Here is a 26,792-nt window from a genome sequence, read left to right as displayed (position 1 = left end):
CTACGGGGCAGTCCGCCGCCCCTACCATGTGATTGTCCCATCGCATATCACCAGGAGAGTCATCATGAGCAAACCAAAGTCCGACGCGCGCATCGCGCCCTACACCCATGCCGCGGCCGGTTGGGGTGCCCTCAAGTACGTGGCCATCAACCTGTTCAAGGAAAAAGTCAGCGCAGGCAATTACCGTTCGCTGTTCGAGCAAAACCAGCCCGACGGCTTCGACTGCCCCGGCTGCGCCTGGCCCGACCGCGAACACGCGTCGACGTTCGAATTCTGCGAAAACGGCGTCAAGGCCGTGGCCGCCGAATCGACGAGCAAGCGCGTGCGTCCCGAATTTTTCCAGGAGCACACGGTCACGGAATTGATGGAGCAGTCGGACTATGAACTGGAACAACATGGCCGCTTGACGGACCCCATGGTGTACGACGCGGCCAGCGACAAATACCAGGCGATAGCCTGGGACGACGCGTTCGCCCTCGTGGCGCACCACTTGCACGCGTTGGACGACCCGAACCAGGCCGCCTTCTACACGTCGGGCCGCGCCAGCAACGAAGCGGCCTTTTTGTATCAGCTGTTCGTGCGCGCCTACGGCACCAACAACTTCCCCGACTGCTCGAACCTGTGCCACGAAGCGACGAGCCGTGGATTGCCGGAAACCGTCGGTATCGGCAAGGGCACGGTGCTGCTCGATGACTTCGAACATGCGGACACCCTGCTGCTGTTCGGCCAGAACCCGGCCACCAACCACCCGCGCATGCTCGGTGAATTGCGCGAAGCGTCGCGCCGCGGCGCCACCATCGTCTCCATCAACCCGCTGCACGAGCGGGGCCTCGAGCGTTTCACCAGCCCCCAGCATCCGCTGGAAATGCTGACGGGCGGCAGCACGAACATCTGCTCGCTGTTCATCTGCCCCACCCTGGGCGGCGACTTCGCTCTGATCAAGGCCATGGCCAAGCGCGTCGTCGAGCTCGATGATGACGCCATCGCCCACGGCCAGGAGCGCGTGCTCGACTGTGCCTTCATCGCCGAACACACGAGCGGCTTCGACGCCTTCGCCGCCGACCTGCGCGCGGAAAGCTGGGACTTGCTGCTGGCCGAATCGGGCGTGGCGCGCGACAAGATCGAAGAATTGACGCAGATCTACGTGAAGGGCAAGGCCGTCATCGCCACCTGGGGCATGGGCGTGACGCAGCACAAGAATTCGCTGGCCACCGTGCAAATCCTGTCGAACTTGATGATGATGCGCGGCAATATCGGCAAGCGCGGCGCGGGTCTGTGCCCCGTGCGCGGCCACTCGAACGTGCAGGGCGACCGCACCATGGGCATCGAGGAACAGCCGACCAAGGAATTCCTCGACCGCCTGGGCCTGGTGTTCGGTTTTGAACCGCCGCGCCACCACGGCTACGACGCCGTCGGCACGATCGAGGCCATGCTGGAGAAAAAGGTGAAAGTGTTTGTCGCGCTCGGTGGCAATTTCTCGATGGCCACGCCGGACACGCCGCGCACCTGGGACGCGCTGCGTTCGTGCGACCTGACGGTGCACATCGCCACCAAGCTCAACCGCAGCCACCTCGTGCACGGCAAGGATGCGCTGATCTTGCCTACGCTGGGCCGCACGGAAATCGACGTGCAGGGCGGCGTGGCACAAGGCGTGACGGTGGAAGACTCGATGAGCATGGTGCACATCTCGTTCGGCATGAACCAGCCCGCCTCGCCCAATCTGCGCTCGGAAATCGCCATCGTGGCCGGCATGGCGCAGGCGACACTGGGCAGCGAGAAGATCGACTGGCTGCGCTATTCCGGCAACTATGCGCTGCTGCGCGATTCCATCGAACAAGTATTCGACGACTTTTTCGACTACAACTTGCGCATAGCCAAGCCCGGCGGCTTCCACCTGGAAATCGCCTCGCGCGAAAGGGTGTGGAAGACGGCCAGCGGCAAGGCGCAATTCCTCGTCAACGCCGTGGAACGCGATACGCCCATCCATCGTGCGCGCCAGCAATACGGCGAACGATTGATGGTGCTGATGACGACGCGTTCGCACGACCAGTACAACACGACGATCTACGCCATGGACGACCGCTACCGCGGCGTGTTCGGCCAGCGCCGCGTCGTCTTCATCAACAAGGACGACCTGGCCATGCTGGGTTTTGCGGCCGGCGATTGGGTCGACCTGATCGGCGTGTGGCATGACGGCATCGAACGCCGCGCCGACCGCTTTCTGCTGGTCGAGTACGACATTCCGCGCGGCTGCATCGGCGCCTACTACCCGGAAACCAATCCGCTGGTGCCGCTCGACAGCGTGGGCGAAGGCTCGCGCACGCCGACCTTCAAATCCATCCCCGTGCTGCTGGCGCCTTCGGCCGCCGCCAGCTGAACAGGAGAACGCCATGTTCGGTTTCGATACCCTGGACCTGTCGCGCGCACAATTTGCGATGACGGCCATCTTTCACATCCTGTGGCCCATCTTGACGATCAGCCTGTCGCTGTTCCTGTTCGTCGTCGAGGCGCTGTGGCTGCGCACCAGCGACCCCGTCTACTACCGCCACGCGCGCTTCTGGAGCAAGCTGCTGGTGCTCAACTTCGCCGTCGGCGTCGTCAGCGGGATTCCCCTGGAATTCCAGTTCGGCACCAACTGGGCGCCGTTCTCGCACCATTCGGGCCAGTTCATCGGCAACATCCTCGGCTTCGAGGGCGCCATGGCCTTCATGCTGGAAGCGGGTTTCATCGGCGTCATGATGTTCGGCTGGGGCCGCGTACCGAAAGGCGTGCACCTGTTTGCCACCGGCATGGTGGCGCTCGGTTCCAGCATTTCCTCGTTCTGGATCATGGTCGCCAATTCCTGGATGCAGACGCCGGCCGGCGTGCGCGTGCTTGATGGCAAGATCATCGTCACCGATTACGTGGCCGCCATCTTCAATCCCGACATGGCCTGGGCCGTGGGCCACATGTGGGTGGCCGCCGTGGAAACGGGCTTGATCGTCATCGCCGGCATTTCCGCCTGGTATATGTTCAAGCGCCGCGAGCCGGCCTTCTTCGCCCGCTCGTTCAAGCTGGCGCTGATGCTGCTGCTGGTCATCGCACCGTTGCAAGTGTGGCTGGGCGACTCCAGCGGCGTCGATGTCTTCAAGACCCAGCCCGCCAAGGGCGCGGCCATCGAAGGCCACTGGCACACGAATCGCGATGGCGAGGGTGCCGCCTGGTCCCTGCTGGCCTGGCCCAACCAGACGGAACAAAAGAATGACTGGTCGCTGGAAGTACCCGGCATGCTCAGCGTGATCGCCACGCATAGCGCCACGGGCAAGATCACGGGCCTGGCCGACATCGCCCGCGCAGACCAGCCGCCCATGCTGCCGCTGCTGTACTACGCGTTCCGTGCCATGGCCGGCATCGGCATATGGTTCGTGCTGCTGGCGTTCTGGACCTTCGTCGCCTGGCGCAAGGCAGGCGGCCGGGTGCAGGAGTTCGTGCGCAACCGCAAGCTGCTGCTGGCCTGGGTGCTGACGATACCGCTGCCCTACATCGCCGTCGAGTGCGGCTGGATCGTGCGCGAAGTGGGACGCCAGCCATGGGTCGTGTACGGCCTGCTGCGCACGCGCGACGCCGTCTCCGATGTGGCGGCTCACGCTGTGGCCGGCAGCATGCTGATGTTCTATGTGTTTTACATCGTGCTGTTCGTCACTTTCTTTGTATTTGCCAGGAAATGGCTGCAACAAGGCCCGGACGTGACGCTGCCCCTGCCGGACGCCGCCCATGCCGCGGGGTATTGAAATGCGCCCCCATCAATCAAGGAGTATGTAATGGATATCAATTCGCATGCCATGCTGGGCAATGCCTGGTTCGGCCTGATCGGCCTGATGCTGGTGTTTTACGTGGTCACGGACGGCTTTGACCTGGGCGTGGGCATCCTCAGCCTGTTCACGCGCCGCGAGCAGGAACGCAACCTGATCTTCCAGTCGATCGCCCACGTGTGGGACGCCAATGAAACCTGGCTGGTGGTGGTGGGCGGCGCCCTGTTCGGCGCCTTTCCCAGCGCCTACGCCACCCTGCTGGAACAATTGTACATTCCCATCATGCTGCTGATCGCCAGCCTGATCATGCGCGGCGCCTCGATCGAGTTCCGCCATGCGGCCGGCAACAAGCGCCTGTGGGACCTGATCTTCGGCGTGGGCAGCCTGCTGGCCGCCGTGGCGCAGGGAGTGGTGCTGGGTAAGGTCATCACGGGCTTGCAGCCGGGCCCGCTGAGTGCGGTCTTCACGGCCTGCACGGCGCTGGGCGTGGTGGCCGGCTACTGCCTGCTCGGCAGCACTTATCTGATCAAGAAGACGGGCGGCCAGCTGGAAGCGGCGGCGCGCCGCTACGCCACCACCAGCGTGCTGGCAACAGTCGCGGCCGCCATCGTGCTGTCGGCCGGCACCATGGTCTTCAGCGCCATCGGCCACGACCGCTGGGCGCAGCCGGGCGTGTTCGGCGTGCTGCTGGCCCTGGCCGCCATCGCCGCCAGCGCTTTTATTTACATCCTGTGGGCCGTGCACGTGAACGGCGTGCGCGGACCGTTCCGCGGCGCCATCGTGCTGTTTTTGGCGTCGTTCGCGGGCTTGGCCATCAGCTTCTTCCCCGATCTGGTGCCGGGCAAGCTGAGCATCGCGGCGGCCGCATCCGATGAGCCGACCCTGATCTTCATGCTGATCGGCATGGGTTCCATGCTGCCGATCATGGTCGGCTACAACCTGTTCCAATACTACGTCTTCGAGGGCAAAGTCGTGCCCCGCAAGCATTGATCGGCATCAGATCATGATCATTCGGCCTACCACCAACTGGTTCCGCATGCTGTTCGTCTGGGATGGCTCGGTGCTGCAAGCCATCATCCCGCAATTGCTGCTGATGCTGCTCGTCAGTTCGCTGGCCCTGCTGACGGACGGCCGCATCTTCGGCGTCAAGATTCCGCTCGATACGGCGCCGTTTCCCATGGTCGGCATCAGCCTGGCGATCTTTCTCGGCTTTCGCAACAACGCCAGCTATGCCCGCTTCGTCGAGGCGCGGCATATCTGGGGGCAATTGCTGATCGCCGCGCGCGCCCTCGCTTCGCAGGCGCTCACGTATTTGCCGCAGGAAACGAGCGGCCTGGACCACCAGTTGCTGCTGCGCCGCCTGATCGCCTTCGTCTACGCGCTCAAGCATCAGCTGCGCCAGACCGACCCGCAGCAAGACCTGGCGCGCTACCTGCCGGCCGAGGACGTGCAGCGCTTGCAGGGCGTCAACTTCAAGCCCGTCGCCATACTACATGCGGTGCGCGCCATGCTGCACGACGCCGTGCAGCGCCAGCCGGGCCAGACGCAACTGCTGTGGATGCTCGACACCCAGCTCAACGACCTGGCCGCCACCGTGGCCGGCTGCGAGCGCATCAAGAACACGCCGATTCCGTATCCGTATGGCGTGCTCGTGCACCGCACCGTCTATATGTATTGTTTTTTACTGCCGTTGGGCCTGGTGGACGCCATCGGCGTGGCCACGCCCCTCATTTCCGTCTTCGTTGCCTACACCCTGTTCGCGCTGGAAGCCATCGCGCAGCAGATCGCCGAACCGTTCGGCCTGGCGCCCAACTGCCTGGCCCTGAACGCCATGACGCGCGAAACGGAACGCTCGCTGCTGGAATTGAACGGCGACCCGCTGCCGCCCTCGATACGGCCCTGCCCGCGCTATCAGATCGATTAACTGGAGGACATATATCATGGAATGCGACATCACCACCATCGAACGCGACGGTTTCCTGGAAGTGCCCATGGTGCGCCACCAGGCGAGCGTGGCCACGGCGGGCCGCGACATGGTGGCCGAGGAGTATCCGGTGGCCCTCGTCTACAACGGCATCGCGCATGCCGTGATGATGGCCACGCCGCGCGACCTCGAGGAATTCGCCGTCGGTTTCACCTTGACGGAGGGCATCGTCGGCAGCGTGCGCGACATCTACGACCTCGACGTGTGCTGCGGCGCGGACAGCGCGGAAGTGCGGCTGACCATCGCCCAGCCCGATTTGATCAAGCTCAAGGCCCGCCGCCGCGCGCTGACGGGGCGCACGGGTTGCGGCGTGTGCGGCATCGAAAGCCTGGCCCTGCTGGACCTGGTGCCGGAAAAAATTACGCGCCCCCTGCCGCCGCTGGTGGCCAGCAGCGCCATCCTCGGCCGGGCCGCGCGCGAACTGCTGCCCTACCAGGAGTTGATGCACAAGACGGGCGGCGTGCATGCGGCCGCCTGGTGCACGGCCGAGGGCGCGGTGGTAAAAGTGTTCGAGGACGTGGGCCGGCATAACGGCCTGGACAAATTGATCGGCTACCTGGCGCTGCACCGCATCGCCATGCACGACGGCTTCGTCTTCCTGTCGAGCCGCGCCAGCTATGAACTGGTGCGCAAGTCGGCGCGCATGCATATCGGGCTCGTCGCCACCATCTCGGCGCCCACCTCGCTGGCCATCCGCATCGCGCGCCAGGCCGGCATGCAGCTGGCCAGCTTTTGCCGCCGCGACGGTTTTGTCGATTACACGGCGGGCGAAGGGGAAAATAGCGGCCAGCATGCACCTTGAACAGCCGATGCTACATTCTTTGCCGTAAAGCAAGTGCACGCTTGACTTGCCCCCGCTGGCGGCTTTCAATGGCAATAGTTTCTAATCATTAACTTTGCCTGCTGCCACGCTCCTGGCGCGGCAGCGATGAAAGGATGGCGCGATGGCCTTGGCACAAGAGCAGCATCTGATGGACACGTGGCAAACGGGCGGCTTGAAGCCGCGCGCCTGCGACTGCGGTGGCACCGTCTTCACCATCCTGCACCAGCGCGTGATGGCGGACATGCGGCGCCGGCAATTTCTCGGCGGCACGGCCGCCATGCTGGCGCCGTTCATCGGCCTCGGCCTGTCCAGCGGCAACGCCATCGCCCAGCAGCCGCAAGCAGCCAACCGCCCCCTATTGCTGACCAATCTGCGCCTGTTCGATGGCACGGGCAAGGCGCCGCGCGCAGGCATCCACGTGCTGGTGACGGGGGCGACGATTACCGCCCTGCTGCCGGCCGGCGAGAAAGTCGAGGGCGCGCAAGTGATCGATTGCCAGGGCAAGCTGGTGATGCCGGGCCTGATCGACGCCCACTGGCACACCATGCTGGCCGCCATCAGCCAGGTGACGGCCATGACGTCCGACGTCGGCTATTTATATCTGGTGGCGGCGCAGGAAGCGCGGCGCACCCTGCTGCGGGGGTTCACGTCCGTGCGCGATCCTGGCGGCCCCGCGTTTGCATTGCAACGCGCCATCGATGAAGGCATCGTCGACGGTCCGCGCATCTTCCCGTCGGGCGCCATGATTTCGCAAACCTCGGGCCATGGCGACTTCCGCATGCGTTCCGATATCCCCCGCGCGGCCAACGCGCCGCTGGGCATGGCGGAAACGGCGGGCATGGCCATGATCGCCGACGGCGAAGCGGAAGTGCTGCGCCGCGTGCGCGAGCAGCTGATGCTGGGCGCGACGCAGATCAAGATGATGGCCGGCGGCGGCGTCGCCTCGATGTACGATCCGCTCGACAGCACCCAGTATTCGGAACGCGAACTGCGCGCCGGCGTGGAAGCGGCCGCCGACTGGGGCACGTATGTGATGACCCACGTCTACACGCCGAAAGGCATCCAGCGCGCCATCCGCGCGGGCGTGCGCAGCATCGAGCACGGCCAGCTGGCCGACGACGAATCCGCGCGCATGATGCGCGACACGGGCACGTGGTGGAGCTTGCAACCGTTCCTGCAAGATGCGGATGCAAACGTGTATCCCGACGCGGCGCGCAAGGCCAGCCAGGCCATCGTCTCGGAAGGCACGGTGAAGGCGTATGCGCTGGCGCAAAAGTACGGCATCAAAACGGGCTGGGGCACGGATATCCTGTTCAACGCGAAAAACACGCCGACCCAGGGCCGCCAGCTGGCCAAGCTCACGCGCTTTTACGATCCCCTGACCCTGCTGGCGCAGGCGACGGGGCAGAATGGACAATTGCTGGCCCTGTCCGGCCAGCGCGCGCCCTACCCGGGCGCCTTGGGCAAGCTGGCGCCAGGCGCGCTGGCCGACTTGCTGGTGGCCGAGGGCGACCCCGCGAAGAATCTCGATTTCCTCGCCCAGCCGGAAGAAAACCTGCTGCTGATCATGAAGAACGGCCGCATCTACAAGGACAAACTGGGCGCGCCGCTGGCAGGCTGAAGGCGGGCGCGTTGGCAACGGCGGTGGCTTGCCGCATAATGCGCCCATGTTCAAACTGACTTTTCTCGGCACGTCTTCCGGCGTGCCCACGCGCCACCGCAACGTCACGTCGCTGGCCCTGCAAACCACGCACAACCGCGACTGGTGGATGATCGATTGCGGCGAAGCCACGCAGCACCGGCTGCAGCGCCTGCCCTTGTCCGTGCACGACCTGGTGGGCATCTGCATCACCCACGTGCATGGCGACCACAGCTATGGGCTGCCGGGCCTGCTGGCCAGCGCCTCGATGACGGGGCGCAAGAAGCCCTTGCTGCTGATCGCCCCGGCCGCCATCAAGGCCTGGATCGACGCGACCCTGCTGCACACGGAACTGTTTTTGACGTACCCGTTGATCCACATCGACGTAGACAGCGCGCCAGTCGTGCATGCAGCAGCGGGCTTGACCGTCTCGCGCCACGCGCTGTCGCACCGCGCACCGAGCGTCGCGTATCGCTTCGCGCTGGAAACGAGCAGATGGAAACTGGACAAGACGGCCCTGCAGGCGGCCGGCGCGCCGCCCGGCCCCGCCTGGGGGCTATTGCAGGCGGGCCAGGATGCGCTGCTCGACGATGGCACGGTCTTGCGCGCCGCCGCTTTCCGCCAGACGGAAACGCAGCGCGCCACCGTGGTGATCGGCGGCGACAACGACACGCCGTCCTTGCTGACGGACGCCTGTGCCGATGCGCAACTACTCGTGCATGAAGCCACCTACACGGAAGCCATGCTGCAAAAAGTGGGACCCGGCCCCACGCACAGTTCCGTGCAGCGCGTGGCGCAGTTTGCCGAAGCGGTCCGCTTGCCAAATCTGATCCTCACCCACTTCAGCGCCCGCTATCACAATGCGGAAGGCATGGCCGAGCTGGAAGCGGAAGCCCGGCTGCATTACTCGGGTGAACTGTTCCTGGCGCGCGATTTCGACAGCTATGAACTCGATGCGGCGGGCGTGCTGACCAAGGTGCCGGCGAAATCCTCGTTCAGTGGGGATTGACGCCGTACTGCGCCGCATATTCAGCGGCCAGCGCGCGCGCCGCCTGCTGCTGTGACGGCGTGAGTATCTCCAGCAACTGGTCGCGGTTCTTGATCGATTGCGTGCTGCCCGCCTCGGCCGGCATGGCGATCCACGCGTACGCCTGCACGTAATCGAGCTCCACGCCCTGCCCTTGCGCATACAGCAAGCCGTATTCGTTCTGCGCCGACAGGGAACCGGCTTCGGCCGCCTGCTTGTACCAGAAGGCCGCCTCGGCGTAGTCTTGCGGTACGCCATCACCCTTGCGGTAGGCCTGCGCCAGGTTGAATTGCGACTGGCCATCGCCCGCCTCGGCCGCCTGGCGTCCGTACGCGAGCGATTGCGCCATGTCTTGCGCGACGCCGTCGCCGCTTGCATACATCAGGGCCAGGTTGGCCAGCGACGGCGGAAAGCCCGCCTGCGCGGCCGCCGTGAACAATTCCACCGCTTTCGGCAAGTCTTGCGTCACGCCATGGCCCTGGTAATACAGGCTGGCCAATAAATGCTGGCCGGCGGGATCGGCGGTGCGCGCGGCGGCATCGAATTGTTTAAAGGCCTCGGCGTAATTGCCGTCGTTATAAGCGAGGATGCCCGCTTCATTAAAAGATGCACTGGAAACAGTCATGAAGATTCCTTGTTCGGGGATTTTTGGCATTGTACACAGCACTGTTACTGGCAGAATGCACAATAGAAACCGTGTGGCGCATTGCCCATATCCTGCGTTATGATCATTCTCCACCTGATGCAATCGGGGCATTGTGCCCGAAGAATAACGCCATGAAATTGATTGTTCTGCTTTTATCCCTGCTTTCCACCTCCGCTTATGGCGGTACGCTGCATCTGGATAAAGCCGCGACAGGGAAAGTACGGCAAGCGGCCGATATCCGCTATGCGAATCACGATGAAAAACAGACCTACCAGCTGAAAATCGGCAAGCAGTGGATGGCTGGCAGTTGCAGCACCAGCGGCACGGGCAATTTGCACGCGCTGCTGGCCGACATGAATTTCGACGGCCATGCCGACCTGTGGGTCACCGGCTATACGGATAGCCAGGGACGCATCCGCTGTTCCGACGTGTGGCTGTGGGATGCGCAAGCAAAACAATACAGTTTCAACAAACCCTTATCGGCCATTCCGAATCTCGATATCAGCATCGCCGAGCAAAGAATCGAAGGCGGCATCGCCAATTGCGGCTGCGCGGCGCAATGCTTTTATGAAGACAGCTATAAGTGGCAGGCTAACAAATTAATCACCGTCGCCCGGCGCGCACAGGATTGCGAGCGCTACCGGGAATATGGATTGAACGATAAAAACGACCTGGTCATCGTCAAGGATGAAAAGATCGATAGCGGCAATCCCGGCCAGCAAGCCATCGAACATACCCAAGCCTATGACTGGCAGCGCCACGCGCAGATCATGCGCAAATCCTGGGAATAAATCCTTCACTACCATCGAATAATTCACTTACACATGACGACACATTCAGCATCAATTACTTTCCATGCAGCCAGGGCGGAAGATACCGCGGCCTTCATCGCCTTGCGCGGCAAAACGCGGCAAAACGCCGTTTCCAAAGAACGCCTGGCGGAAGTGGGCATCACGGCCGACACCTGGGCCGAGATGATGCGCTCGGGCAGCCTGCCCGGCCAGGTCTGCCATCACGATGGCCAGCTGGCCGGCTACTGCTTCGGCGAGCGCGACACGGGCGAAATCATCGTCCTGGCGCTGCTGCCGGAATTCGAAGGCCTGGGCATCGGCAAGACCTTGCTGAAACTGGTGATGGCCGAGCTGCGCGCGCAGGGCCACCAGCGGCTGTTCCTCGGCTGCTCCAGCGACCCCGCCTCGCGCTCCTACGGCTTTTACCGCTACCTGGGCTGGACGGCGACGGGCGAAACGGACAAGTATGGCGACGACGTGCTGGAATTCGTGCTCAACTGACAGCAAGGGACGCCGTCGCAGCGCTTTCGTCGTCCCCTGTCATGCGCAGCTCCATCGTATTTCCCGCCGCCACCCGTGCTGTCGAGCATGACGATTTCGCGTATTGGCGACAGCCACGCCACCGTTATCAAAAAAACGCCTGTTGACAATTTCCTCCATGCATGAATTACCCACAAGGCAATCGCCTTGAAGCATGGCATTCCCGTCTGGAGCGGCATGTTCTCTCATGCCCACCGCCTCGCTGCCTCACGCTGCGCGCGTTTCCTTCCGATCATCATCTTCCGAAAACACGGAACTTTCAGCAGCATCCACTTGTAAAGAAAATCTTTACTGTTGTAAATAAGAGCAACAGTGATAGATAAAATTGACATTTCCCATATGGAAATGTTTTTATGTGTCTTCTAGGTAAAATGAATATCACATTTTACAAAAAAATGACTGCAATTGAACGGTCAAACTAGATCGAGTTGGCAGGCGCGTGCCTATCGCAAGGTGCTTGTTTCAACAGTTTTTCACATATAACGGGTCCTGAGAATGACTCGTACGGAGAAGTGAATTGACTAAGAAGTTTGTTTTGAAGCGCAGCGTCGTCGCTGTCGCATTGACATTGTCCTCATCCCATATGGCGTTTGCCCAGGAAGCACCGGCAGAACCGGCATTGCAAAAAGTCCTGGTGACCGGTTCGAACATCAAGCGCACTGAAAAAGAAGGCTCCTCGCCTATCCAGACCTTGAATGCCAAGCAGATTGCCGCTACCGGCGCCAATACTGTGGCCGAACTGTTGCACTCGATTCCTGCCTTCGGCTCGGGCTCGTCGGTGGACGTGACCGACGGCGGCTTTGCCCGCGGTGCGGCAACCGCCTCCATGCGTGGCCTCGGTTCGTCTTCCACGCTGATTTTGCTCAATGGCCGCCGTATCACCGCATCCGCCTATGCCGACCCGAATCAGGGAAAATCGGCCGTCTATGACTTGAACAGCATTCCCGTTTCGGCCATCGAACGCGTCGAAGTATTCAAGGATGGCGCATCGGCCGTGTACGGTTCCGACGCCATCGCCGGCGTCGTCAACTTCATTACGAAAACCAAGTACACTGGCGCCGAAATGAGCGCCAGCATCAGCGCCAACGACGACGGCGAATTTGCCCGCAAGAGCGCCAGCGGTATCTTCGGCTTTGGCAAGGACCGCTTCAATGCCTTCGTCAGCTTTGACGTAGCCAAGCGCGACAGCACCATCATCAAGAACGAAAATGACGTCGAGAAAGGCATGTATGCCGACATCAACGGCCGCCTGAACCCTTTCTCCAGCAGCCTGACCACGTCGCCTTTCTTCTACGCTGAAACGAAGCCTGGCACGAAGAACTTCGCCACCACCTACGCCCAGCGCGCGCAAATCATCAACCGCCTGGACTGCCCGGCGTCGCAGCAAATCACCGGCAACATGGCGGCGCATAACATGCTGGCAAGCGACCCGCTGGTAGGCCGCACCTTCTGCAACTTCAACATCGACGATTACGCCGAAGTGCAAAGCGCCGGCAAGGATGCCAACGTGCTGTCGCGCGCCACGTTCGAGATCAATGACGACGTGACCGCCTTTGCCGAAGCCGGCTACAGCCGTTCGGAGCGCACCTATCTGCGCGTGCCGACGGCCTTCCGCAGCACGGCTTCGACTACCGTGTATCAACTCAACGGCGCACCGCAGCAGTTCCAGATGATCTTGCCGGTAGGTCATCCTGACAATCCATTCCCGACGCAGCGCGCCGCTGTCGGCTACCGCGTCAGCGCCCCGGGCGGCGCCTCCAATCTGAACGAAAGCTATCGCTTGCTCGCTGGCGTGCGCGGCACGACAGGTGCGTGGGATTGGGAAACGGCCGTACTGTGGAACCGAGCCGAACGCACCGAAAACTGGAACGGCATGCTGTATCGTCCGACCCTCGAAAAAGTGATGACGCAGAACTGGACCCTGGCGCAGGTCAATGCCGACCCTAGCGTCACGCGTGACCTGGAAAACCGCGGCTTTGCCCAGGTAACGCAAGTCGACGCCAAGGCGAGTACCGCATTTGGCCAGTTGGCCGGCGGCCAGGTCGGCGTGGCGTTCGGCGCCGAATTCCGTCAAGAAAAAATCGGCCTGACGCCAGACATGGCGACGCAGCGCGGCGACATCATCGGCCTGGCCAACTCGTCGGCCGATGGCCAACGCAATGTCAGCTCGACATTCATCGAAGTACGCACGCCGTTTGCGAAATACTTTGAAATGGACTTTGCCGGCCGTTACGATAAATACCCTAACCTGAAGGGCAACTTCGTGCCGAAAGTCGGCGCCAAGTGGACCATCAGCGACCGCGTAGCCGTTCGCAGCACCTATGCCGAAGGTTTCCGTGCACCAGCGCTGACCCAGGTTTCGCCTGGCGGCGTGCAATCGTTCAGCAACGTGGTTGACCCGCTGCGCTGCCCGGACGGCGTCAATCCGACCACCGGCGCGGATAAAACTGATTGCAAGAAAGGCATTTCCAGCCTATCCGCAGCCACGCCTGATCTGCGCCCTGAAACATCGAAGAGCTACTCGCTGGGCCTGATTCTGGCGCCGACCAAGGAAATCGACGTGCTGGTCGATTACTACCGCATCAAGAAAGTGGATGAAACCGCTTTGTTCAGCGCGCAGTACATGGTGGATCGTCAAGAACGCTATCCTGGCAGCGTGATACGCGATAACAATCCGGCCAATCTGGTGACCGATGCCAATGGCAACGTGGTGCCTAACTCGGGTCCGATTTCCCAGGTCAACCGTTCGTATGTGAACCAGGGCAGCACCGAAGTGCAGGGCATCGATTTCGAAGTGGCGTACCGCAAATCGCTGGGCGATCTGGGCCGTCTGACCGCCAACCTGAACTGGAGCTATCTGATGAGCTTCAAGCGCGCCGAACGTCCTGGCGAAGTGGCAACCGATACCTCCGGTGCGAACGGCGGCCTGTCCGACTATGCCACCTCGGTCGGCGACAATCCCAAGAACCGCGGCAACCTGTCGGTCAACTGGACCCGTGGCGACCACTCGCTGACGACATCGGTAGATTTCGTCGGTCCCGTATCGTTGCTGCGCCGTAGCGACAACAATGTGGTCTACGAGAAACCATACTGCCAGTACGGCGTGGGTCAGCCGAAGTCGGCATATGGGCTCGGTGGTCTGCCGAAGTACAGCAACTACATCAGCAGCTGCGACGTGAAGAGCTGGACGACGACCAATATGGCGTACTCCTACACGGGCTTCAAGGATCTGACCCTGTCGTTCAATATCAAGAACCTGTTTGATATCAAGGCGCCATATGATCCACGTTACCCAGTGGAAGGCTTCAATCCGCAGTTGCACAATGGTCAAGGCCGCTACTTCCGCATCAGCGCCAACTACCACTTCATGTAATCCTCTGCTGCCGGCGTGATGGTGCGCCAATAGCCAAGGGCTGAGTCCTGTGCTGCACAGGACTCAGCCCTTTTTAGTTTCAGATGGGGAATGCCGAAGGTCAGCCCATGCACCAAGCCCGGAATCGACAGTTTCCGCCAGGTTTCAGCCGCTGACAAGCAGTGTGCTGCCCGGCCACCGCCGGCTCAAGGCGTCTTCGTATCCTCTTCCTTGTCGGCCGCCGCCAGCCCCCAGTCATTCCAGCCTTCGCCAAACAGCTCGACCGGATGCTGCGTACGCTCGGAACCATTGCCGCAGCGCATGGCGTCCGGCGGACAATACTTGTCGCAACCCCAGCAGATGCGCTCGGGGTTCTTGGGGTTCAAGGGAAAGGGCTTGGCCATGGGGGCGATGGGGTCGGTTGAGGTCTCGTTGACGACTCTAGACCTGGCGCGGAGGACGGTCAAACGAATTTCGGTTGGGAATTTGCTTAAGTCAATTTTGCGAAGATTACTGCGGCGGCAGCTTGCACCCTGCGTGCCCCCAGAAGACCAGCGTATGTCATTCCCCCTCATAACTGCTTACCGCATCATTGGCATGACTCTTGATGACCTTCATTATTTTGGCATTGCCTTTATATTTCACCTCAAGAACTCTCTGCTGATTTTGCGCCACCTTGCAGTATTGATGTATGTTCTTGAGGAGATCATCCTGCTGCCGCTTAGGTAGCTCTCCATCAAATTCTCCCGCCAGGTGCTCACATGCTTCGGCGTTATAGATAAATCTGCTGACATCCTTAGGGAGTGGCTCGGCTGAAAAGGCAAAAGGAAGAACAAAGCAAATAGGCACTATCAGAAGAAATTTTCGCATGACTTTCCTTTAATAGCCATTATTGGACCAGTGTGGCCGGTCGCTTCCAGGCCCGCTGTATTTCTTTACCCCATATGTTGCAGCGACCGCAATAAGTTGCCTGTTCATGCCCGTCCTAGGCAAAGTGGCAATCCTCACCAGATTGCCGCTCGCATCTTTCACCTCAACCGCTCCGCTCCACAGCAAATCCATATCAATCGCCAGACCAGAATTGTGTTGCGAGCGCAGTGCGGGTTTGATGGGTAAATGATTAATCTGCAAGACAATCAACATTGCCTTTGCAGCCTTGACAGATGCGTCAATTTCGCCGTGATCCCATTCTATATGCACACCCGCCATTTTCGGGATGTGTTGGGGATCAAGCTGTTTTCTTGCGATTCTCCACGCATAATGCATCAGGTAGGAGCGCTGCGACGGTCTGTAGGTGGCATTGATTGCAACCCTGATCCCCGCCTCTTTCATTGCATATAGAAAATCTTCTACTGCCAAACGAAAATTTCCTGACAAATCCCTGGTGTTGGTGCTGCCTGGAAATTTTCGCCCCCATTTCTCACCACTGAGTTCGTCGTTCATCTCGCCTCCATCATCATCAAATACCCTTAATTTAATGCAAACCTGGAGGGATGTTGTTGACAGAGAACAGGAGGCTTATGGCAGCGGTATCAAGTGGATATAAGCGCCTTATGACGCAGAAACGGACACTTCCAGCACGATCCGCGCGTAGCAGGCACCACCGTCAGCCGCCTGCGCCTTCATCTCGTCCAGCGCATACACCATCGTCACCGTGGCGCCGGGCACGAACAGCTTGATGTCCTGCTTCCGATGCGTGTAGATGCTCTCGTCGACTGTCGAGCCATCGGTCAGGCGCAAAGTGAAGCTGTTGACTTGATCGCCGCGCCGGCTATCCTGGCCCGCGAAATACGTGCGCTCGATACAGCCCGTCAACGTTTGCGTCTGGATGCGGCCGGCTTTGATGCTTTCCCACCATGCTACGGAAGCGAACAGGCCGTGCCTGCCTTTCAGGCCCATGTGGGGCCGGGAGCTGTCGAGGGTAAGAGCCTGGGTCTTGGCCCCGCGAGCGGGGTCTTGCGCCAGGGCTTCGGCGAGGGTATAGACGGGTTTCATACGGGCACAAGCGTTCCTGGAAGCGCTCACTTAATGTTTGCGCCGAATGATAAAAGCATTGGCGGCAGGTTCAAAACCGAGCGTCGGATAGTAGGACATGGCATCAGGGGCGGAAAGCAATATCAGGGACACTTCGTCGCCGATGACGGCCTGGGTGCGCTGGACAAGCGCTTTGCCGATACCCAGGCCCTGGTATTGCTTGTCTACCGCCAGATCCGAGAGATAACAGCAATACGCATGGTCGGTCAGCGACCGGGCCAGCCCCACAAGCTGGCCATCCACCCATGCCGACAGCACCAGACAAGGCGCGGCAAACATGCGCGCGATTCGCGGGAGGTTGCTGGTGGGCCGCTTGATGCCGGACTGATCGAAGACGCGAACAACGTCCAGCGGATCAAGAGGAAAGTTATGACGATATTCGACAGTGGTGTTTTTCATTGGTTCACGGGTGTAAGGAGATGGCGCATGGGAAACCTCTGCCATGCACCTAGTATAAGCAGCGATGATCGCGGCATGTGGATGATACGGCACCGGTGACGGGGCGCCAGGAGTGCGCGCCAGAGGCGCCATGCTGCCAGCGGCCACATTGCCGGCATGCCCGTTCAGTGATTAAACCGCCTCCGATCTGCTAAAATAGTTGAAAATTTTAATAATCCGTGAATAACCTGTATTTTTTCCGACACAAGGAATGTGTTTAGCAAATGAAAGCCATTATATTCTGCACCAGCTTTATAAAAGATGCACCATCATGGGAAAGCCGGTATCAACGGTGGCTCGATTACTATAAAGACATTCCAATCGATGCAGTAAAGAAGATAATGATTGACGATGGGTCGCCATTTCTTCCAGCTTCCGACATTATCAAGACAGTTTCCCATAGCGCTCCTCTGGCTTCGAATGACGATAAAAATCTCATCATTCGCTTCGACAACAACCTGGGAAGGCAAAGCGGGGCTGACTACCCCGGCTGGTGGCGCAGCTTTCTGCACTCGGTCAAGGTGGCCAATGAATTAGGCGTGGATAAAATCATCCATATCGAGTCGGACGCCTATATCATGACGCCGCGCCTGGTTAATTTCATCAACGAGATCGAATCAGGCTGGAATGTCCTGTGGTCCCCGCGCTATCGCATGCCAGAAACGGCCATTCAAGTCATCTGCAGAGATCAATTTGCGATTTTTGAGAAATTCAAGGATAACCACCCAGATTATTCTTTCCCGGATATTGCGGAAAAGTTGCTTCCTTTTACCACTGTACATAAACAGTTCAAGGGCGACCGTTACAGCGATTTCACGAAAAACAGATGGATATTTCGTTCGAAAAAATTCAACAAAATCCCCATTTTCAAACATGTTTTTTTCTGGGAAACAATCCCGCCCGATGCGGACTTCGTCACGCAAGGCATTCAGCGTCAACAATTCGTGTTCAGGCGCGATGAAGTGGCTTGATTTTGTGATGGCGGGGGATATCAAACAGCCTCGGCAAGGATTGTAAAGATGCAGCTACCGTTACGATGGAATCAACGCATGTGTGCCGCCCTTGCTTGCTCTCTTTTTCTTGCCGCTGGCATCGCCTCGGCAATCGCCGCCACTCTTGACGAAGATAGAACCCGCGGTGACATACATGGCTTGTTTGAGATCAGGGAGGCCGCAGTCAAGTTCATGGCAGCAGAAAATGCCAAAAACGGCACACGGTGGCAGGTGTTGGAGCCGAACCGGAAGATTCTGGTGACGAAATGCGCGCTACCTTTGCATGTGACATGGGTGCCGAAGAGCCATGGCCTGTCTGGACCGAATGTTGCTGTGAGTTGCGCCAGGACCGTAAAGCCGACAATACAACATAAATGGGAAGTGTTTGTGCCGGTCGACAAGAGGCCACAACGCGCCGCGGGTATGCCGGCAAACTCCTGAGATTCACCAACGCGACGGGCAGTTCCGTCATTTGGACACGAACGGATGCGTTGGGCGTCGTAGAAGCCGGCTCGGCGCAAAAGCTACGCAGGCCGACTCGTCAGAGGCTCGATACAGTCGATACGGTGATGACGCGGACTGATGGTTACTCTCGCCCCATTCCGCTCGGTCAACGTCTTCCCAAACGGTCATGTAACGCACAACTCGTCCCTGCCCGAGTCAAGCTCCGCCAGGGACGAGACTCAAGTACATTGGCGGCGGAACTACTCTGCCGTAGTCGGATCAATGACTGAGATGACTTCCGACACGCGGTTTGCAGGAAAGCCACCTTGCTGGGCATGTTCGCGAACCTGCGCTTCATTTTCAGCGATGTAAACACAATAGATTTTATCGCCAGTAACATAGCTTTGCAGCCATTGAATTTGTGGCCCCATCTTGTTTAAGACACTGCAGGACTTCCGCGAAATGGCTTGAAGTTCTTGCTCAGACAACTTCCCGGCCCCGGGAATATCACGCTCAATAACGTATTTTGGCATAGCGGTCTCCTTATGAGGTTTCCGAGCGAGCACAACGCTCGCCGGTTCTGTGCGTCACACATGCAGTGACATGTATTCGTTATATACCATGCTGGTGGGGTGGTATTGTTGGAATTGCCATGAAACGTACTGGAGTCTGGTCTGCCATTCAGACACGGGCTGATGTGTGGCGTGCTGTGAGAGCTGGTTCGGCTGATTGGAACGACGAATGCGCGGCTGGGGCGCGGAGGCAGCGGTGTAATGCAAATATCCAGGTTTTATGCGGCTCTCAAGCCGCTATACGCCAACCGTACCTACCACGCTACCTACCGATAAAAATCGCCACAAAAAGTCTTTGTGTGCCTGCACCCCTGGCGATTTTGCTATGCAAATCAAATGCAAGCTGAAATGGCGCGCAGCCGCATGCTCTCGCACACGCTAGCCGCATGGCCGCGCGCATGGCATCATGCGCGCAGAACATTAACTATGGTGACACATGGAGCAATTTCATTTCCTGGCAGGCGAATTCAAAAAGAATAGCCCATTTATTCCTGCCGCCGCCAGCGCGCAGCTGTTTGCCTGGTTTGAGCAGGTGGGCGAGCGCGTCGATCGCTACGGCAGCAAGACCGGCAAGGTCGTCAAGTTTTCGCAGAAAAACTACGAGAAAACCCTGTTCGCACCTGATGCCGACAGCATCAGCCTGTATTCGCCTCGAGTCGTACCACCCGATGATATAGATGAGTGGGCGAACTGCGACGCTCTTGCCCTGTATTCACAAAGCTGTTCGCTGATGCTGGCTGTCCACGCCAGCAAGCTGCCGCTGGCGCAGCTGTTTCAAGGCGCAGAGAATATACCCGGATTGCTCGATCATTGCGATTATGTGTACGGCTACAGCGAAACGCTGGGCTATGGTACAGGTTACGCACGCGGCTACCGGATAATCGATGAAGCCCATCCGTGGGTACCGGCCAGTTCCGATCCTGGCAATAACTGGGGCGCCATCAAGCGCAACGGGCTGCAGTATGAGCATATACGCGACGTGTATCCCATCAATATTTTCAGCCAGTCCAGGCTCGACGCGCTACCGCCGGAGCGTCAACAGGCATTGCGCAAGGCGATGCAGGCATATGGCAGCAGTAGTACGCAAGACGGCAGGACGCACTGGTTTTTAAGCGGCGAGGAACAGACGGCGGCCCGTAGCGACTTGCAAGCGCACGCCATGCTGGGTTCCTTGATCGACCATTAACCCCCATGAGCACGCATCCTCACGCACGCAACCGGTAAGGGCCGCAACCTGGTGCCGCTTGCATTCCGAACCGGCTTGCACACTTCCGAACCGGTAGCCCTGGACTGGTCCAAAGTGGACTTCGTGCGCGGCGGGTTCGATTCCCGCCGTCTCCACCACTGAATTCTTTAGAATCAAGTAGTTAGCAAGAAGAAGGCTGTCATTATTTGGGTTGTTTTTGGGCTATTCTAGCCTAGGAATGACAACAAAATGACAGCCTTTTTTTCTTTGCGTAGCCGTCACGCCATAGTCTGGCGCACAGCACTTCCATCATGGCTCCGTGCCGATACGCTGATGATGCAACAGTACTTCTACCTATGATAAATAGGATAGCTTGTTAAAAACTACGCTAAAAGTGACGCCTATTCGAGGGCTTGGTTATGCAACCCATGTCATTAAATATTGCATCCAGTTAGCAAAAATGTAAAAATTGATACTCACGCACCAAGGGGACGATGATATGGCATATTTTACAACTCGGGTGGAGTTACACGGCGCTAGTGCTGCTGACTACACGTTGCTGCACGAAAAAATGGAAGCAATGGGATTCACCGACACTATCGTCGGTGATAACGGCGTACGCTTTAAAATGTCTCCTGGCGAATACAATTTCGAAGGCACCGCCACAATTGAGCAAGTGGGACTAGCTGCAAAAGCTGCTGCGACTCAAACTAACAGAAATTGGGCCGTCTTTGTATCCGAGGCAGTCAAACGTAGCTGGGAAGGTCTGCAGATTATCTAAACGGCTTCGAGGCCCCCACCATGCACGGCTCAACCGCGAAGCCATCACTAGACTTGCCACGAAACTGAATATTTTCGAATTGGCCAGTATGGTTGGCCATAAAGTCATACGTCAGTTTCAGGTACCACAATGAAACTGCGGCAAAGATACCAAAAAACACCTAGAACGGCGCCAGCACAGATATCATATGTTTTTCGTATGTATCAGACTAAAAAACGGATTCGGAATGACCTACAAAAGCAGCACAGAAGATGGTTTTGATCAATTCACGCGGGCACTTTATGATGAATCCGACCGTGGTTTAGCTCTAATAGCAGCATCAGCACTTGATTTTGATCTCGGGCAGCTGTTGAGAAAAACGGTAGTGGACAATAAGAAGATTGCAAAAGAGATATTTGAAACATCCCGTCCCTTGTCGTCTTTTAGCTCACGGATTGATGTAGCATATTTACTGGGCATTCTTTCCATCGAAGAGCATCACGAACTACATTTAATAAGAAAAATTAGAAATGAGTTTGGCCATTCGTTCGACGATACAAGTTTTTCCACCAAAAAAATAAAAAGCATGTGTGAGCACCTCAAGCTGTCAATTTATCCAGATGCCCCGGAAAGAAATAAATTTCAGATGTCGACCGCTTTTTTACTTGGGAGTTTAAAGAAAAGCATTGAACAAGCTCAGCACGTAGCCGAGGCTCAGGCGACGGACTTTTCTGCTGCAAATGAGTCTTGGGACACATATATTGCAAGGCTGAAAAAAGCATCTCAACGTACAACAACAGCGCCAGTGACTAAGTGAGATAGCTGTTAAGAGTGCAAGATTGTGATTCCTGTTGTCGTGGGTTCGAGCCCCATCAGCCACCCCACAGAATGAGTAGGAAAATCAAAGGGTTACATGCTTCGGCTTGTAACCTTTTTTTTGCATCTTCCAACGGTTTTTAAAATTTTCCAACGCGATTTAATTTCAGCGCTTCCACTGCCCAGGGCCAGTTCCGGCCGCGACCACTTTTTCCAGATCCGCTTGAGTGGTAATCACTGAAATTTCTGTTTCTCCTTCAAGAGGCACCAATACTCGTCCAGGCCGTTGATCTGCCACAATCTCCGCGCTCCAGGCCATTGCCACATGAGCCTTGGTCATAGGGTTGATTTCAAATCCACGGACCCGCAACTGCCCATCCCCCACCCACACTATGGCAGCGTCATACAATGGCGGAAGGATGAAGTCTCTCCCGCCGCCGATTGGGCGCCAGGGTCAGGTCCGCAATTCAGACACGGACTGATGCGTCGGGTTCTGTGAAAGCTTGCTCAGTCGAAAACCTAATTAGAACCACGAACGCGCGCCTGCGGCGCGCGGAGCTGCCGCGCAGCGGCAGCGGTTGGAGGATTCGGAGCGGGCTGGGCCGGTAGGCCCAGCCCTTCGAATCTCACACGCAGGGCGCGCAGGCGCCCTGCTCGCTTCCGCCAGGCAATAAAAAACCGCCCGAAGGCGGTTTCTTTATTTCCTGGCGGAAGCGGTGAGATTCGAACTCACGAACAGTTTAACCCGTCGCTAGTTTTCAAGACTAGTGCCTTCAACCACTCGGCCACGCTTCCAGATGGCAGCATTATACATAAAGGTCACTGGCTTACCAATGGCTAGTACTGTCGTGGCCTTACTCCCCCAACGGCAAGGGCTGGGGCAGGCACCTACACGCCCCAGTTTTCCCGCAGCGCCCGCTCGAACTCTCTCGCCGGCAGCGGGCGCGAGAACAGGTAGCCCTGCACTTCGTCGCAGCCGGAACTCTTCAGGAAGGCCAGCTGCTCGGCCGTCTCCACGCCTTCCGCGATCACCTTGTGGTGCAGCTGCTGGGCGATGCTGATGATGGTGCTGGCGATGGCGCAGTCGCTGGCGTCGGTGGGGATGCCGGTGGTGAACGAACGGTCGATTTTCAGGGTATCGATGGGAAAGCGCTTCAAATAGGACAGACTCGAATAGCCGGTGCCGAAGTCGTCCAGCGACAGGGCCACGCCCAGGGCCGTGATGCGGTCCATGATGGCGATGACCCTCTCGATGTTGTGCATCAGGGTGCTTTCCGTGATTTCCAGTTCCAGCCAGGCCGCTTCCAGGCCGTAGCGGGCCAAGGTCGCCGCCACCCTGGCGGGCAAGGCTGCCGTGAATTCGCGCGCGGAAACGTTGACGGCCAGGCGGATCGGCGGCAGGCCAGCCAGCTTCCATGCTTGCGCCTGGGCGCAGGCCGCTTCCAGCACCCATTCGCCCACCTGCACCACCAGGCCCGTCGATTCGGCCAGCGGGATGAATTCGGCGGGCGGGATCATGCCGTGCTGCGGGTGATGCCAGCGCACCAGTGCTTCGGCGCCGATGATGCGCCCGCTGCCGAGCGCATACTTCGGCTGGTAGTGCAGCAGCAGTTGCTGCTCCGACAGGGCCTGGCGCAAGCCCGTTTCCAGGCGCATGCGCGCCTGCATGCCCTGGTTCATGTCCTGGCTGTAGAAGGCCACGCTTTCCGCTTCGCCGCCGCTGTCCTGCTTGGCGCGGTACATGGCGATGTCGGCCAGGCGCAGCAGGGTTTCCGCATCCTGCCCGTCCTGCGGATACACGCTGATGCCGATGCTGGCGCCCACGCGCAGGTCGTGGTCCTCGATCAGGAACGGTTCCACCAGCGAGGCGAGGAGCTTTTGCGCCACCATGCTCGCTTCGAAATGCTGGCCGATGTCGAACAGGCCGACGGCGAACTCGTCGCCGCCCAGGCGGGCCACCAGGTCCTGGTCGCGCAATACCTGGCGGAAACGCAAGGAGACCTGGCGCAGCAGTTCGTCGCCGATGCGCCGGCCCAGGGTGTCGTTGATCAGCTTAAAACGGTTCAGGTCGATGAACAGCACGCAACCGAGCATCTTGCTGCGCTGCGCCACGCTGAGAGCCTGGTCGACCAGTTTGGCCAGCAAGGTACGGTTGGGCAGGCTGGTCAACGGGTCGTAGTAGGCCAGGTGGTGCAGCCGCTCTTCGGCCAGCTTGCGTTCCGTGATGTCCGTCAGGTAGGCGATGAGTCCGATGGGCTTGTCGTCCAGGTCTTGCAGCGGCGACAAGGACAGGCTGGCCCAGAAGACCTCGCCCGACTTCTTTCGCCGGCGCACCTCCATCAGGCGCCCTCCCTGCTCCAGGAAGGCGTCGTGGAAACCCGTGTCTTCGTCGTCGTACAGGAACAGGATGTTGCGCCCCACGGCTTCCACCGAGGTGTAGCCGAACAGGCGTTCGGCGCCCTTGTTCCAGCTGGTGATGTAGCCCGTCAAGTCCATCGTCAGCACGGATTCGTGCAACTGGTCGAGGATTTGCGTCTGCTGCGCCAGCAAGGCTTCGACTTGCGCGTAGGCATGGGTCGAGCGTTGCGCCAGCGAATGCACCTGCAAGACGCCGGCCGTCAACGATGCCAGGCTGGCCAGGTGGCGGCGGTCGGCATCGTTATACAGCGGGCGGCCGGCCACGCTGTAATGGCCGAAGCAATGGCCGTCGAAGCTGACTTCCTGCAACAAGGCAGGCGTATCGCGGGGAAACGGCACGGCTGGCGCAGCGGCGTCCGTACTGGCCGCGGGCAGGAACTGGCCATGCGGGCTGGCCATCACGGTGCTGGCGATACGGCCCAGCTCAGCTACCAGCGCAGAGCCGCGCAAACGCACGACGGCGTCGCACAGGGCGGCGCTGTCAGCGAGGAAATCCGACACCGGAAACAGGGTCATGCTAGAGGTTCCGGCTGACCTGGATGGCCCATTGGTAGGCCTGCAGCAGGCTGCGCCAATAGGTTTCTCCATCGATGCCGGCGCGGCGCAAGCCTTCGGGCGGCGGCGTGGCGCTTTCGACCAGCGCCAGCAAGGTGCCCAGCTCGCCATTACGCTCGAGCAAGGCCGTGCTCACTTCGGGCGCCAGGTTCAGGGTGGCGATGATGTCTTCCATCGGCATGCCCAGCAGGACGTCGAGCAGGGAAAACACGCCTGCCATGAAGGCCAGGTCTTGCGCGTCGCGGTCTCCGCCGCGCAGCTGGCACAGCGCTTCCATCTGCGCCGCGCGCACGGCCGCCAGCGGCAGCAGCGCGTGGATCTTGCCGTCATCTTGCTGGCGCGCATACAGCAGCAGTTGCAGCCAGCGCTGCAGCTGGCGCCGGCCCAGCAGGGTGATGGCCTGGCTGAAGCTGCTAATCGGCGCCGTGAAACCGAAGGCGGCGGAATTGACCAGTTTTAATAGATGATAGCTGAGCGATGGGTCTTGCTTGAGCGGCACTTCCAGCTCGTGCGCGTCGGCATCGCGGGCCAGCAGGCCCAGCAGCGCCAGCACGCGGCGGCGCGACGTGGCGTCTTCCGGCTCGCTTTGCTGGCGCGCATGGTGAAGGGCGTAATCGCCGGCAAACCAGCTCACGCCGAGTTCTTGCAATTCGGCAATCTGCCCCGCGTCGGCGATGTTGTAGGCCAGGTGCGGCCCCGGCAAGGGCAGCAGCTGATGCAGGGCCGGGCGGGCGCCGGCCGCGTCAAAGCTCAGCGCACGCGCCTCGACCTGCGCCGCCGTCACGGGACCGGTCTCGGCGCCATCGAGCAGGATGCGGTAGCCGGCGTCGCGCCATTGCCGACATTTTTTCTGCAGCGCTTTATCGCCGGCAAGATGGGCAGGCAAACGGAAGATAGTGCGTTGCGGCGCCAGTTGCGCCAGCACGGCCTCGTCCACGCCATGCGGGTCGGCCAGGGGAATGATGCAGTCGAGCGGCGCCAGGAAGGCATACGCATCGGCGGCGGCCAGCGCCGCCAGCAGCGACGCCGTCGAGGCCTGCGGTACATGCAGGGTAACAGCGACCCACTCGTTATGAGCATTGGCTACTGCTTGTAATCCCACCAACGGAAACAGGTTTGATTCAGACGCTGACATCGGTATCTCAGTGTGGGTAGGGCGCCATAGTAAATAAACTGACCAGCATTGGCAACCCTGGCCCGACAGGGATGCCATTTCGACAGCGAGATTCATTCTATCCGAATCTCACCCATGAAACAGTTTAATTTTGGCAATAAATATTCAAAAAGAACATTCCCCCGCGAGACCCGCCTGGCATGCGGGTGCCGCCGCGCGCGCCTTCTCAGGCGCTGCCGCCCTGTGCATGCTCGACCGCATATTTGATCAATTCGGCCTGCCCTTCGATGCCGAGCTTGCGCTTGATGTTCAGCCGGTGCGTCTCCACCGTGCGCACGCTCAGGTCCAGCACGCGGGCGATCTGCTTGTTCGACTGGCCCGCCGCGATGTGCTGCAGCACTTGCTGCTCGCGCGTGGTGAGGAAGGAATCGTGGACTTGCGGGCGCGACAGCTGCCGCGCCAGCGCCGCACTGTAATAAATGCCGCCGGACATCACCGTCTCGATGGCAAACACGATATCTTTCCCTGGGGCATCTTTGAGTACATAGCCGCGCGCGCCTGCGGCGATGGCTTGCGACACGTATTCGAGCTTGTCGTGCATGGACAGGATCAGCACGGCAATCTGCGGGAACGCCTGCTTGAACAGCGCCGTCGCCTCGATGCCGTTCGTGCCGCGCATATTAATATCCATCAACACGAGGTCCACCTGGTGCGCGCGCGCCTGGGCCAGCGCTTCGTCGGCGCCGCCCGCCTCGGCCACCACGTCGAAATGTGCCACCGCTTCCAGGCGCGCGCGCAAGCCGTCGCGCACGAGGGGGTGGTCGTCCACCAGCAGGATGTTGATCTTCTCGGTCATGGTTGCGTATCTGT

At 59.6% G+C, this 26,792-nt stretch carries 25 protein-coding genes and 1 tRNA gene; 15 read left to right on the top strand and 11 right to left on the bottom strand.

Annotation, left to right across the window (positions count from 1 at the left end):
• The first annotated feature begins 64 nt into the window (after nt 1–64).
• The 7 genes from JAB4_RS10065 to JAB4_RS10035 all read left to right on the top strand — a co-directional run bounded on the left by JAB4_RS10065 (nt 65) and on the right by JAB4_RS10035 (nt 9,246).
• Nucleotides 65–2,377, top strand: a complete 2,313-nt coding sequence (locus JAB4_RS10065; protein WP_070224876.1) for an FdhF/YdeP family oxidoreductase — start codon at nt 65–67, stop codon at nt 2,375–2,377.
• Between the two features lie 13 nt (nt 2,378–2,390).
• Nucleotides 2,391–3,770 (top strand): cytochrome ubiquinol oxidase subunit I, encoded by a 1,380-nt coding sequence (locus JAB4_RS10060; RefSeq protein ID WP_070224875.1) that lies wholly within the window; start codon nt 2,391–2,393, stop codon nt 3,768–3,770.
• Between the two features lie 30 nt (nt 3,771–3,800).
• Nucleotides 3,801–4,781 (top strand): cytochrome d ubiquinol oxidase subunit II, encoded by a 981-nt coding sequence (locus JAB4_RS10055; RefSeq protein WP_070224874.1) that lies wholly within the window; start codon nt 3,801–3,803, stop codon nt 4,779–4,781.
• A gap of 13 nt (nt 4,782–4,794) precedes the next feature.
• A complete protein-coding gene (locus tag JAB4_RS10050; RefSeq protein ID WP_070224873.1) occupies nt 4,795–5,715 on the top strand; it encodes a bestrophin family ion channel in 921 nt (306 codons plus the stop codon).
• A 67-nt stretch (nt 5,716–5,782) separates the two neighbouring features.
• Nucleotides 5,783–6,577 (top strand): formate dehydrogenase accessory sulfurtransferase FdhD, encoded by a 795-nt coding sequence (fdhD, locus tag JAB4_RS10045; protein WP_139143794.1) that lies wholly within the window; start codon nt 5,783–5,785, stop codon nt 6,575–6,577.
• A gap of 142 nt (nt 6,578–6,719) precedes the next feature.
• Nucleotides 6,720–8,219, top strand: a complete 1,500-nt coding sequence (locus JAB4_RS10040) for an amidohydrolase family protein (RefSeq protein ID WP_070224871.1) — start codon at nt 6,720–6,722, stop codon at nt 8,217–8,219.
• A gap of 46 nt (nt 8,220–8,265) precedes the next feature.
• A complete protein-coding gene (locus JAB4_RS10035; protein ID WP_070224870.1) occupies nt 8,266–9,246 on the top strand; it encodes a ribonuclease Z in 981 nt (326 codons plus the stop codon).
• Here the strand turns inward: JAB4_RS10035 and JAB4_RS10030 are convergent.
• A complete protein-coding gene (locus JAB4_RS10030) occupies nt 9,233–9,889 on the bottom strand; it encodes a tetratricopeptide repeat protein (protein ID WP_175444812.1) in 657 nt (218 codons plus the stop codon). The genes JAB4_RS10035 and JAB4_RS10030 overlap by 14 nt on opposite strands.
• A 29-nt stretch (nt 9,890–9,918) precedes the next feature.
• Between JAB4_RS10030 and JAB4_RS10025 the strand changes: the two genes are divergently transcribed.
• The 3 genes from JAB4_RS10025 to JAB4_RS10015 all read left to right on the top strand — a co-directional run bounded on the left by JAB4_RS10025 (nt 9,919) and on the right by JAB4_RS10015 (nt 14,614).
• Complete coding sequence (locus tag JAB4_RS10025) at nt 9,919–10,701, top strand: hypothetical protein (RefSeq protein WP_175444811.1); 783 nt, start codon at nt 9,919–9,921, stop codon at nt 10,699–10,701.
• Between the two features lie 33 nt (nt 10,702–10,734).
• The gene (locus JAB4_RS10020; protein ID WP_070224867.1) at nt 10,735–11,202 is read left to right on the top strand and encodes a GNAT family N-acetyltransferase; all 468 of its coding nucleotides are present in this window, start codon (nt 10,735–10,737) and stop codon (nt 11,200–11,202) included.
• A 607-nt stretch (nt 11,203–11,809) separates the two neighbouring features.
• A complete protein-coding gene (locus JAB4_RS10015; protein ID WP_139143787.1) occupies nt 11,810–14,614 on the top strand; it encodes a TonB-dependent receptor in 2,805 nt (934 codons plus the stop codon).
• Between the two features lie 185 nt (nt 14,615–14,799).
• Here the strand turns inward: JAB4_RS10015 and JAB4_RS10010 are convergent, their stop codons facing one another.
• From JAB4_RS10010 to JAB4_RS09990, 5 genes are all read right to left on the bottom strand, one after another.
• Nucleotides 14,800–14,997 carry a DUF3079 domain-containing protein gene (locus JAB4_RS10010; protein WP_070224865.1) on the bottom strand — a complete coding sequence of 66 codons (198 nt, stop codon included), beginning with the start codon at nt 14,995–14,997 and terminating at the stop codon, nt 14,800–14,802.
• Between the two features lie 157 nt (nt 14,998–15,154).
• Nucleotides 15,155–15,463, bottom strand: coding sequence for a hypothetical protein (locus tag JAB4_RS10005; protein ID WP_071650301.1), 309 nt, complete (start codon nt 15,461–15,463; stop codon nt 15,155–15,157).
• Between the two features lie 9 nt (nt 15,464–15,472).
• Nucleotides 15,473–16,036: a hypothetical protein gene (locus JAB4_RS10000; RefSeq protein WP_070224863.1), complete on the bottom strand. Its 564-nt coding sequence runs from the start codon at nt 16,034–16,036 to the stop codon at nt 15,473–15,475.
• A gap of 108 nt (nt 16,037–16,144) precedes the next feature.
• The gene (locus JAB4_RS09995) at nt 16,145–16,588 is read right to left on the bottom strand and encodes a hypothetical protein (protein ID WP_070224862.1); all 444 of its coding nucleotides are present in this window, start codon (nt 16,586–16,588) and stop codon (nt 16,145–16,147) included.
• Between the two features lie 30 nt (nt 16,589–16,618).
• Nucleotides 16,619–17,026 carry a GNAT family N-acetyltransferase gene (locus tag JAB4_RS09990; protein ID WP_070224861.1) on the bottom strand — a complete coding sequence of 136 codons (408 nt, stop codon included), beginning with the start codon at nt 17,024–17,026 and terminating at the stop codon, nt 16,619–16,621.
• Nucleotides 17,027–17,289: 263 nt separating this feature from the next.
• Here JAB4_RS09990 and JAB4_RS09985 point away from each other — a divergent pair, with 263 nt between their 5' ends.
• On the top strand, nt 17,290–18,036 hold the full coding sequence (locus tag JAB4_RS09985) for a hypothetical protein (RefSeq protein ID WP_070308517.1): 747 nt from the start codon (nt 17,290–17,292) through the stop codon (nt 18,034–18,036).
• Between the two features lie 78 nt (nt 18,037–18,114).
• The gene (locus tag JAB4_RS09980; protein WP_070224859.1) at nt 18,115–18,498 is read left to right on the top strand and encodes a hypothetical protein; all 384 of its coding nucleotides are present in this window, start codon (nt 18,115–18,117) and stop codon (nt 18,496–18,498) included.
• Nucleotides 18,499–18,761: 263 nt separating this feature from the next.
• Here the strand turns inward: JAB4_RS09980 and JAB4_RS09975 are convergent, their stop codons facing one another.
• Nucleotides 18,762–19,034, bottom strand: a complete 273-nt coding sequence (locus tag JAB4_RS09975) for a DUF4242 domain-containing protein (protein WP_070224858.1) — start codon at nt 19,032–19,034, stop codon at nt 18,762–18,764.
• A 475-nt stretch (nt 19,035–19,509) separates the two neighbouring features.
• On the opposite strand from JAB4_RS09975, the gene JAB4_RS09970 reads away from it, so the two are divergent.
• The 3 genes from JAB4_RS09970 (at nt 19,510) to JAB4_RS09960 (ending at nt 21,836) form a co-directional block, all read left to right on the top strand.
• Nucleotides 19,510–20,259, top strand: a complete 750-nt coding sequence (locus JAB4_RS09970; RefSeq protein WP_070224857.1) for a hypothetical protein — start codon at nt 19,510–19,512, stop codon at nt 20,257–20,259.
• Nucleotides 20,260–20,758: 499 nt separating this feature from the next.
• Nucleotides 20,759–21,040, top strand: a complete 282-nt coding sequence (locus tag JAB4_RS09965; protein WP_139143786.1) for a hypothetical protein — start codon at nt 20,759–20,761, stop codon at nt 21,038–21,040.
• Between the two features lie 226 nt (nt 21,041–21,266).
• Entirely contained in the window at nt 21,267–21,836 is a 570-nt protein-coding gene (locus JAB4_RS09960; RefSeq protein WP_175444810.1) for a hypothetical protein, read from the top strand.
• A 704-nt stretch (nt 21,837–22,540) separates the two neighbouring features.
• Here JAB4_RS09960 and JAB4_RS09955 read toward each other — a convergent pair.
• The 4 genes from JAB4_RS09955 to JAB4_RS09940 all read right to left on the bottom strand — a co-directional run bounded on the left by JAB4_RS09955 (nt 22,541) and on the right by JAB4_RS09940 (nt 26,778).
• Nucleotides 22,541–22,630: transfer RNA gene (locus tag JAB4_RS09955), tRNA-Ser, on the bottom strand.
• A gap of 93 nt (nt 22,631–22,723) precedes the next feature.
• Nucleotides 22,724–24,769, bottom strand: a complete 2,046-nt coding sequence (locus JAB4_RS09950; RefSeq protein ID WP_070224855.1) for an EAL domain-containing protein — start codon at nt 24,767–24,769, stop codon at nt 22,724–22,726.
• A gap of 1 nt (nt 24,770) precedes the next feature.
• A complete protein-coding gene (locus tag JAB4_RS09945) occupies nt 24,771–25,943 on the bottom strand; it encodes an HDOD domain-containing protein (RefSeq protein ID WP_070224854.1) in 1,173 nt (390 codons plus the stop codon).
• A 205-nt stretch (nt 25,944–26,148) separates the two neighbouring features.
• Nucleotides 26,149–26,778: a response regulator transcription factor gene (locus tag JAB4_RS09940; RefSeq protein ID WP_070224853.1), complete on the bottom strand. Its 630-nt coding sequence runs from the start codon at nt 26,776–26,778 to the stop codon at nt 26,149–26,151.
• Nucleotides 26,779–26,792: the final 14 nt, after the last annotated feature.

The sequence above is a fragment of the Janthinobacterium sp. HH102 genome, assembly GCF_001758625.2.
In the GTDB taxonomy this organism is placed as follows: Bacteria; Pseudomonadota; Gammaproteobacteria; order Burkholderiales; family Burkholderiaceae_D; genus Janthinobacterium.
The sequence above is the reverse complement of the archived record's forward strand: the minus strand, read 5'-3'. Positions and strand labels throughout refer to the sequence as shown.

What these genes read in the sequence shown, in the direction of transcription:
- JAB4_RS10065 (WP_070224876.1), top strand. Translation starts at nt 65, where the DNA reads ATGAGCAAACCAAAGTCCGACGCGCGCATCGCGCCCTACACCCATGCC.
- JAB4_RS10060 (WP_070224875.1), top strand. Translation starts at nt 2,391, where the DNA reads ATGTTCGGTTTCGATACCCTGGACCTGTCGCGCGCACAATTTGCGATG.
- JAB4_RS10055 (WP_070224874.1), top strand. Translation starts at nt 3,801, where the DNA reads ATGGATATCAATTCGCATGCCATGCTGGGCAATGCCTGGTTCGGCCTG.
- JAB4_RS10050 (WP_070224873.1), top strand. Translation starts at nt 4,795, where the DNA reads ATGATCATTCGGCCTACCACCAACTGGTTCCGCATGCTGTTCGTCTGG.
- fdhD (WP_139143794.1), top strand. Translation starts at nt 5,783, where the DNA reads ATGGTGCGCCACCAGGCGAGCGTGGCCACGGCGGGCCGCGACATGGTG.
- JAB4_RS10040 (WP_070224871.1), top strand. Translation starts at nt 6,720, where the DNA reads ATGGCCTTGGCACAAGAGCAGCATCTGATGGACACGTGGCAAACGGGC.
- JAB4_RS10035 (WP_070224870.1), top strand. Translation starts at nt 8,266, where the DNA reads ATGTTCAAACTGACTTTTCTCGGCACGTCTTCCGGCGTGCCCACGCGC.
- JAB4_RS10030 (WP_175444812.1), bottom strand. Translation starts at nt 9,889, where the DNA reads ATGACTGTTTCCAGTGCATCTTTTAATGAAGCGGGCATCCTCGCTTAT.
- JAB4_RS10020 (WP_070224867.1), top strand. Translation starts at nt 10,735, where the DNA reads ATGACGACACATTCAGCATCAATTACTTTCCATGCAGCCAGGGCGGAA.
- JAB4_RS10010 (WP_070224865.1), bottom strand. Translation starts at nt 14,997, where the DNA reads ATGGCCAAGCCCTTTCCCTTGAACCCCAAGAACCCCGAGCGCATCTGC.
- JAB4_RS10005 (WP_071650301.1), bottom strand. Translation starts at nt 15,463, where the DNA reads ATGCGAAAATTTCTTCTGATAGTGCCTATTTGCTTTGTTCTTCCTTTT.
- JAB4_RS10000 (WP_070224863.1), bottom strand. Translation starts at nt 16,036, where the DNA reads ATGAACGACGAACTCAGTGGTGAGAAATGGGGGCGAAAATTTCCAGGC.
- JAB4_RS09995 (WP_070224862.1), bottom strand. Translation starts at nt 16,588, where the DNA reads ATGAAACCCGTCTATACCCTCGCCGAAGCCCTGGCGCAAGACCCCGCT.
- JAB4_RS09990 (WP_070224861.1), bottom strand. Translation starts at nt 17,026, where the DNA reads ATGAAAAACACCACTGTCGAATATCGTCATAACTTTCCTCTTGATCCG.
- JAB4_RS09985 (WP_070308517.1), top strand. Translation starts at nt 17,290, where the DNA reads ATGAAAGCCATTATATTCTGCACCAGCTTTATAAAAGATGCACCATCA.
- JAB4_RS09980 (WP_070224859.1), top strand. Translation starts at nt 18,115, where the DNA reads ATGTGTGCCGCCCTTGCTTGCTCTCTTTTTCTTGCCGCTGGCATCGCC.
- JAB4_RS09975 (WP_070224858.1), bottom strand. Translation starts at nt 19,034, where the DNA reads ATGCCAAAATACGTTATTGAGCGTGATATTCCCGGGGCCGGGAAGTTG.
- JAB4_RS09970 (WP_070224857.1), top strand. Translation starts at nt 19,510, where the DNA reads ATGGAGCAATTTCATTTCCTGGCAGGCGAATTCAAAAAGAATAGCCCA.
- JAB4_RS09965 (WP_139143786.1), top strand. Translation starts at nt 20,759, where the DNA reads ATGGCATATTTTACAACTCGGGTGGAGTTACACGGCGCTAGTGCTGCT.
- JAB4_RS09960 (WP_175444810.1), top strand. Translation starts at nt 21,267, where the DNA reads ATGACCTACAAAAGCAGCACAGAAGATGGTTTTGATCAATTCACGCGG.
- JAB4_RS09950 (WP_070224855.1), bottom strand. Translation starts at nt 24,769, where the DNA reads ATGACCCTGTTTCCGGTGTCGGATTTCCTCGCTGACAGCGCCGCCCTG.
- JAB4_RS09945 (WP_070224854.1), bottom strand. Translation starts at nt 25,943, where the DNA reads ATGTCAGCGTCTGAATCAAACCTGTTTCCGTTGGTGGGATTACAAGCA.
- JAB4_RS09940 (WP_070224853.1), bottom strand. Translation starts at nt 26,778, where the DNA reads ATGACCGAGAAGATCAACATCCTGCTGGTGGACGACCACCCCCTCGTG.